The following is a 12615-nucleotide window of genomic DNA, read 5'->3' as shown; positions in this document are numbered from 1 at the left end:
TGGTCCGCGTCGCCGCTGAAGGGGATTTCCCGGGGTCCCCCTCAAGTACTACCGGGGCCGCTTCAGTAGCCCGTCGGACGGATCAGGCCCGTCTCGTACGCGAACACCGCCGCCTGCGTGCGGTCCCGCAGGCCCAGCTTCACCAGGATCCGGCCCACGTGCGTTTTGACCGTCTGCTCGGCCAGGACCAGGTGCCGGGCGATCTCCGCGTTCGACATGCCCTGGGCGACCAGCGACAGGACCTCCGTCTCCCGCTCCGTCAGCTCGTCGATCCGCGCCTTCGAAGGCGCCCGCGGAGCTCCCAGCCGGGAGAACTCGGTGATCAGCCGCTTCGTGATGTTCGGCGCGAGGAGGGCTTCCCCGGCAGCGATGACGCGGACCGCCTCCGCCAGCTGATCGGCGGAGGCGTCCTTGAGGAGGAACCCCGAGGCGCCGGCGCGCAGCGCCTCGTACACGTACTCGTCGAGGTCGAAGGTGGTCAGCACCAGCACCTTCACCGCGGAGCCCGGGACGGCGGTGATGAGGGAGGTGGCCTCGATCCCGCCCATCCCGGGCATCCGGATGTCCATCAGGACCACGTCCGGGGCCAGTTCGGCGACCTTGGCCACGGCCTCGGCGCCGTCGACGGCCTGACCGACGACCTCGATGTCGGGCTGGGCGTCGAGGAGCACGGTGAAGCCCTGGCGGACCATCATCTGGTCGTCGGCGATCATCACCTTGATCGGGGCAGCAGTCATGAGTCCTTGTCCATCGTCGCGGGGGCGGGGGAAGGCCCGCCGCCCGGGGGCGCGGGATCCATCGGTAGTACGGCGCTCACCTCGTACCCTCCGTCGGGGCGGGGGCCGGCGGCCAGCTCGCCCCCCAGCATGCCCGCTCGCTCCCGCATCCCCAGCAGCCCGTGCCCCGCTCCCATGGTCGGCGGGGCCGGCCGGGTGGGGGTCGTGTTGGCCACGCACAGGTGCACATCGCGGGGTCCGTAGGCGATGCCGACCTCCACGCGGGAGCCGGGCGCGTGGCGCAGGCAGTTGCTCAGCGCCTCCTGCACGATCCGGTACGCCGTGAGCTCCACCCCGGGGGACAACGGGCGGCGGATGCCCGCGATCTCGACGGTGACGTCCAGCCCGGCGGCCCGCACGTTGTCCACGAGGCCGTCCAACTCGGCCAGGGTGGGCTGCGGATGGTGCGGACCGCTGGCCTCGTCGGGGTGCTCGGAACGCAGCACCCCCAGCACGCGGCGCAGCTCCGTCAGGGCCTCCACGGCATTCGCGCGGATCCCGGCCAGGTTCTCCTTGAGCTCCTCCGACGGGTTCTCCACGAGATAGGGGGCCACCTGCGCCTGGATGGAGATCACCGACATGTGGTGCGCGACGACGTCGTGCAGCTCACGGGCGATCCGGCTGCGCTCCTCCAGCAGGGTGCGCCGGGCGCGCTCCTCCTCGGTGAGGGTCTCCTGCCGGACGAGCTGTGTGCGGGTCAGCCGGGTCGCGCGCAGGGCGTAGCCGAGGAGGCCGGTGAAGGCGAACAGAAGGATGGCCCCGGGGGTTCCGGTGCCGCTGTTCTCGGGTCTGAAGAGGCCCTCGGCCAGCCCGGTGTACGCGATGACGACGGTGACGGCCCCGACGGTCACCCGGGGCGGCACCCGCAGGGACACCAGCAGCAGCACCGGGGCGAAGGCGAACAGTCCGGCAGGCATCCACGGCCAGCTCTGGCCCTGCCCGACGTGGCCGTGGATCTGACCGGCGATCAGCCCCGCCGCGGTCAGGCCGAGCCAGTACCCGGCCATCGGCCACCGCATCGCGATCACGATGGACACGCCGACCAGGGTCCCCAGCAACGACCGGACGGAGCCGTGGACCCCGTAGTGGTTGCCGAGCTGCTCCGTGGTGACGGCGAAGAAGGCCAGCGCCAGATAGGTGAGCACCACGTGCGGGCCCCAGGCCAGCCAGCGTGGCCGCGACATCCTCGGCAGGGGATCGGACTTCAGGTCCAGCAGCCCCCGGGCCACACCCCGCACCACGGCCGAGGCCCTGGCGGGGGCGTCTCCCGGCTCCCTGCCGCCCGCGGTCGCAGCCACGGCCGCGTGGTCGGCCGGACCCGGACCCGGATCCGGGCTCGGGGCCGGAGTCGGGGGCTCGCTCTGCTCGTTCACATCGCCCAGCCTAGGCATGGAGGTTCTCCTTGGCGGGAGCCACCGGCCCGGTGACTGTGCTTTCACCGGCCGGAGTTGAGGAGGTGGGAGCTACGGGGGAGGCACTCCGCCGGGCCGCGGCGGACGAGGCGACGATCCGGGAGGGGGCGGCCGGTGCGCCGGAGGATCCGCGCCGGGTCCGGCCACGGGGGCGGCCGCCGACCTGCTCGTAGGTGTGGAAGGCGGCCCAGCAGACCGCCAGCGCCGCTGCGAACACGGGCAGCCAGAGCAGCCGGACGGCTATCCACTCCGCGGAGTCCGGCACGGTGTGCAGGCCCGGCAGATCGGTGGAGATCAGCAGTCCCAGGGCGGTGACGGCCATCATCGCGGTCTGGTGCCACAGGAAGATCGTCATGGCGGACAGGTTCACAAGGGCCACCTTCGCCCAGGCCCGTGGCCGGCTCATCACCCGGGCCAGCGGTCCCCGCAGCAGCAGCGCCAGCCCGCACTGGGCCAGTCCGAACGCCACGGCGGCCAGCGTCGGCGGGTTCAGATTCGAGATCGCGGCTCCGGGGACGCCGACCATCGAAGCGGGGTACCCGCCCCAGAGGATCAGTGCGGTCGTGGCGGCGATCCCCCCGCCCAGCAGAAGGGCGGCCGGGGTACGCCGGGCGAAGGCACCCCGCGACCAGGCGGCGCCCAGGGTGTAGGGCACCAGCCAGCCGGCGGCCACATTGACCCAGCCGATCCCTTCGGGCCCGCCGAACCCGAACCGCCAGACATCGACCGAGGCCACCACGGCCAGCGGCCACAGCGGGCTCAGCCGGGCGACGAGCGGGGTCGCGGCGGTCAGCGCGGCGAAGACGAGGAGGAACCACAGAGGTGACAGGACGAGCTTGAGCAGGGTCCGGACGGTGTCCGTCCCGACGCCGCCGAGCAGCATGCCGCCGGCGGCGATGCTCCAGAGGACCAGGACGGCGGCGACCGGCCGGAACAGCCTGCCGAGACGCTGACGGACCCACTGCCCGTACGGGACTCCGCGGCCGCGCGCCGACGCGTACCCCTGGGCGGCGACGTGGCCGCCGACCAGGAAGAAGACGGCCAGGGTCTGGAACACCCAGGAGACCGGGGCCAGTCCGCTCAGGTGGGCCAGCGGGCTGGTGCTGCTGAGGCCGCCGTCGGCGCTGGTGAGCGCGGTGACCAGCCAGTGGCCCAGCACCACGCCGAGGATGGCGAAGGCCCGGAGGGCGTCCACGGCCCGGTCCCGGTGGGCGGGGGTTCCGGAGTCGATCCGGTCCGCGAGGACGGACCAGCGGGTCTGCGGTTCACGCACGCGCACGGGAGACCTCCGGAGCAGCGGGGGCGGACGGGGCGAGGAGGGCGGTCAGGGCGGTGGGGGACGAGGCGGAGGCAGCTGCGGGAGCGGGGCCCGGGACGGGCCGGGCCGCCGGGGAGGCGCCGAGCACGATCCCGGCCAGACTGTTCAGGGACTCGGTGCCCGGCTTGAGGTAGTCGCTGTGGCCCCCGGATCCGGCCGCGAAGGGCAGGGCTCCGAAGGCCGGGTCCACGGGATCGGTGCCGAAGCCGATGCCGCCGACGCGGACGTGCGGGACACCGGAGATCCAGTCGGATCCGCCCCGGCCGGCCCAGACCCGGGCCCGGGTCGGCAGGTCCGCGGCGGAACCGGCCGCCGTGCCCGGACTGCCGAACAGCGCGATGTCGGTGACCTCGGGGCCCGTCCCCGTACGGGCGCAGACGACGGATCCGTAGGAATGGCAGAGGAGCGAGAGGCGGGCCTCCGGGGCGGCCAGCCGGGCCAACCGGGGAAGGAAGGAGCCGAGTTCGGCGGCGGCCTCGTCGGCGCGGCCGGTGGTCAGGACGGCCGGGCTGACCGTGCCGGGGGTGTCGTACCCGAGCCAGGCGACCACGGCGGACCGGGGGTGCTCGGCGCGGAGGCGCTGCTGAAGGGCGACGGCTCCGGCGCGGAACCTCTGGTAGGTGTCCAGCGTCGTGTCCGACCCGGGGACCAGGACCGCGACCCGGTCGGCGGTTTCCAGATCGCCGAACACCTCTATCGCGCGGCCCTTGCCGCGCCCGTCGAAGACGAGGAACCGGGCATCGCCGCCCGCCTCCATCGCCCGGAGCTTCGCCGCGCGGCCCTGGCGGCCGGCGTTCTGCGCCGTACGGGCCGCCTCGGCGAGGTTGGCGAGGTGGGCGGCGTACCGGTCGGGGAGGGCGGCGCTCTCGCCGAGGACCGCCGGGGCCGGCGCGGGGACGTCCGGGGAAGCGGCGGCGGAAACGGGGAACACCACGGCCGCGGCGACGAGCCCGGCCAGCAGCGTGCGGCGCAGACGGCCGCCGCGGCGGCCGTCGGGACGTGCGGTGGGTCGCGGTCGGCGGTTCATGAGTCCGTTCCTTCGCTCGTGCCAGAGGGGAGTTCGTGCGGTGTTCTCTGGTCACGAAGTTAGGAATCGGGAGCCCTGGTCGGCGTCCCACTGGAGAGCCCACTTCCCAAGTAGCTCTCAGGTATGACAGGGGCTACTCAGAGGGCGGTTCGCCGGGCGTTGGCGACTGAGTGACCGGGTGACTCGGGGACCGGGTGACCGGGTGACCGGGTGACTGGGGGAGTTGGTGGGTGAGTTCGTGCTCCCGGTGGGTTGAGTACGGGTACTCATGTGGCCGGTGGCCAGCCGGCCGCATCGTACGGACATGCGAACAACTCTTCTCCCGAAGTCCCTGCTGGTGGCCGCCCTGAGCGGCGTCGTCGTCCTGGCCGGTCTCGGCGCGCAGAACGCCACCGCCGCCCCGACCTCAGTGCCCGGCGCCGTCGCGGCGAGCGACCAGGACGCCGAGGTGCGGTTCCTCGAACTGGCGGACCTCATCGGGCAGAGTTGCGCCCCGGACCTGTCCCTCACCGTCGACGCGGTGGCGTCGTCCGCCGAGGCCGGCACCACCACCGCGGTGGAGCCGGCGCCCGACTCCGTCCAGCCCGTACCGGTCGACGCGGTGCCGCTGGACGCGACGGAGGAGTGCGTGGCCCAGCGGCACCAAACGCGCATCAGCCGGGCCTTCTCGGGGACGAACACGGGCACGTACGAGGAACTGCGGAACAAGCTCATCGGCCTGCAGTACCCGGCGGCGCGCATCCACCGCATGCCGGACTTCAACGGCGAGCCCGTGGTCCGGATCGACCTGCGCGTGGGGGCCGATCACCCGGCCCTGGAGGTGACCGACATCGGCAACAGCGTGATGATCGAGGCGTTCGGCGCTCCCGACGGCGTGAGCGTGACCGAGGTGCGGTTGGAGCGGCTGCTGGACGCGCCCTCCTTCTGAGGCGGGCCCAGCCGGGCGGGTCGGGACCCGCTCAGTCCGCCGCCAGGGACTCGGCGAGCGACGGCTCCACGAGCGGTTCGACGAAACCGGCGCGCCAGCGCGGGGCCGGGTCCTGGCCGGGGCTGGTCCAGTACTCCCGGGCGCCGGCGATCTGCCCGTTCCGTACGGTCCACAGGGAGACGGCGCGGTAGACGACGTGGTCCTGAGGTATCTCCACCTCGGTCACGACGAGATCGCCGTCCGCGAGGATGCGGAGCACGTCGACGGATCTCTCGTCCGCGTAGTCGTCATCGCTGATGACGGCGATGAAGTTGTCGCGACCGACGATGCGTTCGCTGCTCACGGGCCACTCGATCACCGCGTGCTCGGCGATCAGCAGGGCCACTCCGTCCCAGTCGCGTGCCTCGATCCGCTCCCACAGTCGTGCCACTACCTTCAACGGCTCCATGTGCCGCAGTGTGCGGGGGAGCGCGGAATGCAACAAGCTTTGCCTACAGGCTTATTGACATCGACATAATCAGCGCCGCCGGTACGTGAGCGGGAGGGCGGCGCTGCCGTCGAGCTCCCGCACCAGGTTCCCGTTGGAGAGCAGCCGCAGGGTGCTCCGGCCGCCCGGCGAACACGACGGCGGCGCACCGGAGATCACCGTGGAGGGGTCAAGCCCGACACTGTCGGCGGTGGCCGAGCGCAGCGGGGCGGTCCACGCGCAGCTGAGTCCCGGGGCCTGGAGGGTCAGGGACATGACGTCGGAGCCGGCCGTTCCGGGGCTGAGGGTGAGCTGCCAGCTCTGATCGCCGTACGTGGTCCGCCAGGTGCCGGCGTAGGCCGCGGGGAGCGTGGCCAAAGTGGCGGAAGGGCTGGAAGGGCTGGAAGGGCTGGAAGGGGCAGAAGGGGCAGGAGTGGTGCCCCGCGGGCCGGACGAGCCGGCCGGGACGGCGCCGTGGTGGGAGCGGGGCGAACCCTCGCCGGATCCGCTCATGACGGTGTACACCGTGCCGCCCGCCGCGACGGCGACGACCACGGCGACGGCGACGAGCAGGGCCGTGGAGACGGCCGCGGACCGGGAGCGCCCGCCGACCGCGAGCCCGGGTCCGGGCACGGAGAAGGCCCCGTGTCCGGAGAAGGCCCCGGGCACGGGCGTGAGCGTCGGGGCGGGCGCAGCAGTCGGCGCGTACGGGCCGGGGCCCGGGTCCGCCGCGGTGCGCTGGGCGGGCACGGTCGCCGGCTCGGGCCGGTCCGGGCCGGCGTCCACGCGGTCCAGCAGGGCGATGGCGTGCTGCCCGAGCCGCGCGACGAGGGGCGCGGGCAGCCAGGACTCCGGGGCGGCCGGGGCTGCCGGGGCGTCCGGGGCGTCCTTCCGCCCCGCGCCGAGCCGTTCGCGGATCTCGGCGGGGCCGGGCCGGGCGGCCGGGTCCTTGTGCAGGCAATCGCGTACGACGTCACGCAGTTCGGCCGGTACGCCGGCCAGGTCCGGTTCCGCTTCGGTGACGCGCATCAGGAGCGCGGCGATGCCTCCAGGCTGGTCCGGGTCCCCGAAGGGCAGCCGGCCGGTGGCGGCGTAGGCGAGCACCGAGCCGAGGCCGAACACGTCGCAGGCCGGGGTCACGGGGGTGCCGTTGAGCTGCTCGGGGGCGAGGAAGCCGGGGGAGCCGAGGAGTTCGCCGGTCTGCGTGAGGGCGGGATCGGCGGTGGCTCCGAGGGCCCGGGCGATGCCGAAGTCGATGACGCGGGGGCCGTCGGCGGTGAGCAGGATGTTGCCGGGCTTCAGGTCCCGGTGGACGAGTCCGGCACGGTGGATGTCCTGGAGGGCGTACGAGAGCCCCTCGCCCAGGACCCGTACGGAGCCGGCCGGCAACGGGCCGAAGTCGCGCCCCACGGCTTGGCGCAGGTTCGGCCCGGCGATGTAGGCGGTGGCCAGCCAGGGGATCTCCGCGTCGGGGTCGGCGTCGAGGACGGCGACGGTCCAGGCCCCGCCGACGAGGCGGGCGGCGTCGGCCTCGCGGTGGAAACGGGTGCGGAAGTCGGGGTGGGCGGCGAGGTGGGGGTGGATCAGCTTCACGGCGGCGGTGCGGGTGCCCGTACGGGCGAGGGTCCGGGTGCCGGTGCCGGTGCCGGTGTTGGTATGAGTGGAGGTCCCGGTGCCCGTGCCGGGGGCGTGCTCCTCGGCGCGGCCGAGGTAGACCTGGCTCATTCCGCCGGTTCCGAGGCGGGCGAGCAGGCGGTACGGACCGATGTGCTCCGCGTCGCGCGAGTGCAGTGGTTCCATGACAGGTGGCCCTCCCCCCGGGACTCGCCGGAGCCCGACAATAGTGCGGCCGGGCGCGATGCCGGTTGCGGGGGTGGGCTTGCCCCGGGCCGGCCGCGGGGGCGTGGCTCCGGGTCCAGGACACACCCGATGCGGAGATTCCACCAGGTGGGCGGGCGGGCTGTGTTGGGATGGTGGACCGACGCGGGACCGTTCCGCGCGGGACCGCTCCGCGGGGTGCCGTCCGGGGCGGTGTGACGATCCAGGGGGTGGCCGGTGCGGTTGCGCAACGTCGAGCTCGTCGATGTCGACGCCTACGTCAGGATGCGGTGCGATCCCGTCATGATGGCGGACCTCGGCGGACCGCTTCCACGCGAAGGCATGGAGGACAAGGTCCGCAGGGACGTCCGGAAGGCGGTCGCGGATCTCGGCTGGATCAAGATGATCATCCCTGACCCGGCCGCGCCCGAGGTGGTGGCGGGAACTGTGACCCTGTGGTCCCACGACACCGAGGACGGGCCCGTGTCGGAGATCGGATGGATGGTCCTGCCGGAGCACCAGGGACGCGGACTGGCCAAAGCGGCCGTCCGCACCCTGCTCGAACGGGCACGTGACGAGGACCGCTGGGGGCTCGTGCACGCGTTTCCCGCGACGGGCAACGGCGCTTCGAACGGCATCTGCCGCTCTCTCGGCTTCCGGTTCGTCGCCGAACGCGATGTGACGTTCGCGGACCGGATCCTGTCGACGAACCACTGGGTCATGGACCCTCGCACCATGCCCACCACCCCGCCGGGACCGCCCCCGCCGCGACCGACCCCGGCTGGACCAACCCCGCCGGGACCGACCCCACCACGGATCCGGCACGATCCGAAAGAGACGGCCTAACTGTATTGATCACGAGCGTTGTTGACACTGCCGAGGTCTTGAACATGGCGAAGACCTCCGGTGTGGTGGGAGCTGTCTAGGAACCCATTGCACGACGGAGGTCTTCGTGTCCCACCGTAATGCCCGGCTGACCGTCTTCGGTAGGCGCCTGCTGGTCGAACGAGTCCGCTCGGGCCGCCCCGTCGCGCACGTCGCGGCCGAGATGGGTATCTCGCGGGCCACCGCCCACAAGTGGGTCCGCCGATGGCGGACCGAGGGCGAAGCGGGCCTGCACGACCGATCCAGCCGGCCGCGCACAACACCGCACCGCACGACCGCAGCGGTCGAAGCCCGGGTCTGTGACCTGCGCAGAACCCGAAAGCTCGGCCCTGCCCGGATCGGCCCGATCCTGGGGCTGCCCGCCTCGACCGTGCACCGGATCCTGACCCGCCACGGTTTGGGCCGCCTGGCCTGGCTGGACCGGCCCACCGGGCAGCCGATCCGCCGCTACGAACGCGAGCACCCGGGCGAACTCATCCACGTCGACATCAAGAAACTCGGGAACATCCCGGACGGTGGCGGCTGGCGCACGGTCGGCCGGACGGCAGGCGACCGAAACCGCCAGAGCAGCACCACCGAGCGCAGAAGCTCCACGCCAGTGATCGGCTACTCCTACGTCCATTCCGCGGTCGACGACCACTCCCGTCTGGCCTACAGCGAAGTCCTCACCGACGAACGCAAGGAAACCGCCGCCGGGTTCTGGCAACGGGCGAACGTCTTCTTCACCCGCCACGGCATCACCGTCGAACGCGTCCTGACCGACAACGGCTCCTGCTACAAGTCGAAGCTGTTCACCCAGGCCCTGGCCGCGGCCGGCATCGCCCACAAGAAGACCAGGCCCTACCGGCCACAAACCAACGGGAAAGTCGAACGCTTCAACCGCACCCTCCTGGACGAATGGGCCTACCTACGGCCCTACACCTCCAACCAGGAACGGACAGCGGCCCTGGCAGACTTCCTCCACACCTACAACCACCACCGCAGCCACACCGCACTGGGCGGACACCCACCCATCACCCGAGTCAACAACCCTGCGGGTCAATACACCTAACCGGCCGGCACGTCGACCGGCGCCGGCAGAGCGTCCAGCGCGGCCGACAAGCGCTCCAGGACCCGTACCGTTTCGGCGAAGCCGTCTTCGCCGAGGGCCTCCGCGAGACGGGTGGCCAGGGCCGCGTGCCCCGGGCCGATCCTGGCGACGGCGGCCCGGCCGGCATCCGTGGGGCGCAGCAGCTTCGCCCGGCGGTGGGCCGGGTTCGGGACGTACTCGGCGAGGCCCTTGGCGGCCAGCAGATCGGCGATGCGCTGCACGCTCTGCCGGGTGATGCCCATGGCCCGGGCGATGCCGGCGACGGGCAGCGGTTCGCGGAGTACGGCTCCCAGCACCTGCCACCAGGCTGCGGTCAGCCCTGCCGGGCGGGCCAGCTCCTCCGATACGGAGAGGAACTGGCCGTTGAGCCGGAACACCCCGAGGGCGGTGCGGCTCAGGAGGTCCTGGCTGGTGCGGCGGGAGTTCTCCCGCGGCCCCCTGCCGCGCGCCGCGGGAGCCGCGCCGCCGGCCTCCGGGGGCTCCGCGGCGGGCTCCGCATCCCCGCGCCGGGTCTGGGGCCGGTCAGGCATGGTTCGGGTCCGCCGCCATCAGGACCGGGTACGCGCTCGCGTCCGAGTCGTGGAACAGGCGGTACCAGGCGTCGAGCACGTGCGGCTCGTACACCCCGAGTCGGGCGAAGACCTCGCGGGCGAACGCCACCGGTTCCGTGGGGCCCGCCGTGATCAGGTCGCCGTCGGTGACCGCGTCGGCCTCGACGTAGTGCTCGGCGCCGCCGTAGCCCGGCTGGCCGCCGAGGTAGAAGGGGGCCGCGCTGGTGTGCGTACGTCCGTCCAGGACTCCGGCGCGGGCCAGGCCGGCCGTGGCTCCGCAGATCGCGGCGACCGGGACGCCCGCCGCCAGGAACTCCCCGGCCTTCGCCGCGAAGCGCACCAGCTCGTCGCCCGTGTCCCACAGTCCGGCGCCGGTCAGGATGAGGAGCGCGGACTCCTCGGGGCGCAGGTCCGCCAGGGCCAGGTCGGGCTGGATGCGGAGGCCGCCCATCGTGGTGACGGGGCGTCCGGCGGTGACGCCGACCGTGCGGACCTCGTAGCCGTGCTGGGTGAGGTGTGCGGTGGTGTGGCCCGTCTCCCAGTCGGCGTAGGTGTCGTACACCGCCACGTGGACCGTCTTCGTCCGGGTCTCGCTCATCGTGCTCGCCCTCCAGTGTCGCCGTGCGTCTGATGCCGAACCGAACCGAACCAGACCGGACTTGCCCCGACCCGTGCCGCTCGCTCATGTCGTGTCCGTTCGCGTTCCCTCTATGACAGTAGGCTGCCATCATGACAGCTTGCTGTCAATCCCTCCCCAGACAGACTGCCGAGACCCGCCCCCCACCCGCATACAGACCGCCGATATCCCTCCCCACCTGCACACTTCTACGGTTGCGGCCATGACCCCTCACGTCACCTCGGGCGCCACCGTCAAGGCCGCCGACCGCGCCCACGTCTTCCACTCCTGGTCCGCCCAGGCCCTGATCGACCCGCTCGCCGTGGCCAAAGCCGAGGGGTCGCACTTCTGGGACTACGACGGCAAGCGCTACCTCGACTTCGCCTCCCAGCTGGTCAACACCAACATCGGCCACCAACACCCCAAGGTCGTCGCCGCGATCCAGGAGCAGGCCGCCAGGCTCTGCACCCTGGCCCCCGGTTTCGCCGTCGACGTCCGCTCCGAGGCCGCACGCCTCATCGCGCAGCGGACCCCCGGCGACCTCGACAAGATCTTCTTCACCAACGGCGGCGCCGAGGCCGTGGAGAACGCCGTCCGCATGGCCCGGCTGCACACCGGCCGGCAGAAGGTGATGTCCACCTACCGCTCGTACCACGGCGCCACCTCCGCCGCGATCAACCTGACCGGCGACCCGCGCCGCTGGCCCTCCGACACGGCCGCCGCCGGCGTCGTGCACTTCTGGGGACCGTTCCTCTACCGCTCGCCCTTCCACGCGACCACCGAGGCCGAGGAGTGCGCGCGCGCCCTCACCCACCTCGCCGACACCATCGCCTTCGAGGGCCCGGCGACGATCGCCGCGATCATCCTGGAGTCGGTCCCCGGCACGGCCGGGATCATGACCCCGCCGCCCGGCTACCTGGCCGGCGTGCGCGAGCTCTGCGACCGCTACGGGATCGTCTTCATCCTGGACGAGGTCATGTCGGGATTCGGCCGGACCGGCAAGTGGTTCGCCGCCGAGCACTTCGACGTCACCCCCGACCTGATCACCTTCGCCAAGGGCGTCAACAGCGGCTACGTCCCGCTCGGCGGCGTCGCGATCTCCGGCGCGATCGCCGAGACCTTCGCCACGCGCCCCTACCCGGGCGGGCTGACCTACTCCGGTCACCCCCTCGCCTGCGCCGCCGCCGTCGCGACGATGAACGCCATGGACGAGGAGGGCATCGTCGAGCACTCCGCCCACCTCGGCGAGAACGTGATCGGCCCGGCTCTCGCCGACCTCGCGGAGCGCCACCCCTCGGTCGGGGAGGTCCGCGGCCTCGGCACCTTCTGGGCCCTGGAGCTCGTACGGGACAAGGAGACGCGCGAGCCGCTCGTTCCCTACAACGCCGCGGGCGCCGACAACGCGCCGATGGCCGAGTTCGCCGCGGCCTGCAAGGCGTCCGGGCTGTGGCCGTTCGTCAACATGAACCGCACCCACGTCGTCCCCCCGTGCAACATCACGGAAGCGGACGCCAAGGAGGGCCTGGCCCTGCTGGACGACGCGCTGACCGTCGCCGACCGGCACGTTTCGGCCTGACCGAGGCCTCGTCGACGCTTGCAGGGGCTTGAGCGAGCCTGACCGGCGCCCCCGGAACCGAGGTCGGGGGCGGGGCCCGGGCGGGCCGCGCACAGCCCCCGAACAGGCTCCGAGCAGCGAGGACGACCCTGCGCGGGTGCTCTGGGAGGGAC

At 72.7% G+C, this 12615-nt stretch carries 11 protein-coding genes and 1 pseudogene; 4 read left to right on the top strand and 8 right to left on the bottom strand.

Translation table 11 applies throughout. From position 1 onward, the window contains the following. Positions 1 to 62 precede the first annotated feature (62 nt). From OG276_RS16895 to OG276_RS16880, 4 genes are read right to left on the bottom strand one after another with little or no spacing between them, the layout of a single operon-like run. Complete coding sequence (locus OG276_RS16895; RefSeq protein WP_266906315.1) at positions 63 to 737, bottom strand: response regulator transcription factor; 675 nt, start codon at positions 735 to 737, stop codon at positions 63 to 65. After that, the gene (locus OG276_RS16890; protein ID WP_266906313.1) at positions 734 to 2167 is read right to left on the bottom strand and encodes a sensor histidine kinase; all 1434 of its coding nucleotides are present in this window, start codon (positions 2165 to 2167) and stop codon (positions 734 to 736) included. The genes OG276_RS16895 and OG276_RS16890 overlap by 4 nt, the downstream gene beginning before the upstream one ends. Beyond that, positions 2160 to 3467, bottom strand: a complete 1308-nt coding sequence (locus OG276_RS16885) for an acyltransferase (RefSeq protein WP_266906311.1) — start codon at positions 3465 to 3467, stop codon at positions 2160 to 2162. Before OG276_RS16885 ends, OG276_RS16890 begins: the two co-directional genes overlap by 8 nt. Continuing rightward, entirely contained in the window at positions 3454 to 4533 is a 1080-nt protein-coding gene (locus OG276_RS16880; RefSeq protein ID WP_266906309.1) for an alpha/beta hydrolase, read from the bottom strand. The genes OG276_RS16885 and OG276_RS16880 overlap by 14 nt, the downstream gene beginning before the upstream one ends. Before the next feature lie 304 nt (positions 4534 to 4837). Between OG276_RS16880 and OG276_RS16875 the strand changes: the two genes are divergently transcribed. Next, a complete protein-coding gene (locus OG276_RS16875; RefSeq protein WP_266906307.1) occupies positions 4838 to 5461 on the top strand; it encodes a hypothetical protein in 624 nt (207 codons plus the stop codon). Between the two features lie 31 nt (positions 5462 to 5492). On the opposite strand, the gene OG276_RS16870 is transcribed toward OG276_RS16875, so the two are convergent. After that, positions 5493 to 5909, bottom strand: a complete 417-nt coding sequence (locus OG276_RS16870; protein WP_266906305.1) for a nuclear transport factor 2 family protein — start codon at positions 5907 to 5909, stop codon at positions 5493 to 5495. 69 nt (positions 5910 to 5978) lie between these two features. Continuing rightward, entirely contained in the window at positions 5979 to 7727 is a 1749-nt protein-coding gene (locus OG276_RS16865; RefSeq protein WP_266906303.1) for a serine/threonine-protein kinase, read from the bottom strand. A gap of 255 nt (positions 7728 to 7982) precedes the next feature. Between OG276_RS16865 and OG276_RS16860 the strand changes: the two are divergent. Both OG276_RS16860 and OG276_RS16855 read left to right on the top strand, forming a co-directional pair. Beyond that, a pseudogene (locus OG276_RS16860) lies at positions 7983 to 8480 on the top strand (GNAT family N-acetyltransferase); the annotation flags it as partial. A gap of 217 nt (positions 8481 to 8697) precedes the next feature. Next, positions 8698 to 9681 carry an IS481 family transposase gene (locus OG276_RS16855; protein ID WP_266901552.1) on the top strand — a complete coding sequence of 328 codons (984 nt, stop codon included), beginning with the start codon at positions 8698 to 8700 and terminating at the stop codon, positions 9679 to 9681. Here OG276_RS16855 and OG276_RS16850 read toward each other — a convergent pair. Both OG276_RS16850 and OG276_RS16845 read right to left on the bottom strand, forming a co-directional pair. After that, a complete protein-coding gene (locus OG276_RS16850; protein WP_266906301.1) occupies positions 9678 to 10250 on the bottom strand; it encodes a MarR family winged helix-turn-helix transcriptional regulator in 573 nt (190 codons plus the stop codon). The two genes, OG276_RS16855 and OG276_RS16850, sit on opposite strands and share 4 nt — an antisense overlap. Then, positions 10243 to 10869: a type 1 glutamine amidotransferase family protein gene (locus tag OG276_RS16845; RefSeq protein WP_266906299.1), complete on the bottom strand. Its 627-nt coding sequence runs from the start codon at positions 10867 to 10869 to the stop codon at positions 10243 to 10245. Before OG276_RS16845 ends, OG276_RS16850 begins: the two co-directional genes overlap by 8 nt. A gap of 241 nt (positions 10870 to 11110) precedes the next feature. Between OG276_RS16845 and OG276_RS16840 the strand changes: the two genes are divergently transcribed. After that, the gene (locus tag OG276_RS16840) at positions 11111 to 12463 is read left to right on the top strand and encodes an aspartate aminotransferase family protein (RefSeq protein ID WP_266906297.1); all 1353 of its coding nucleotides are present in this window, start codon (positions 11111 to 11113) and stop codon (positions 12461 to 12463) included. Positions 12464 to 12615 lie beyond the last annotated feature (152 nt).

Source organism: Streptomyces sp. NBC_00086, from assembly GCF_026343255.1.
GTDB lineage: Bacteria > Actinomycetota > Actinomycetes > Streptomycetales > Streptomycetaceae > Streptomyces.
Note: the sequence above shows the minus strand (reverse complement) of the source record. Positions and strands in the feature narration are given on the sequence as shown.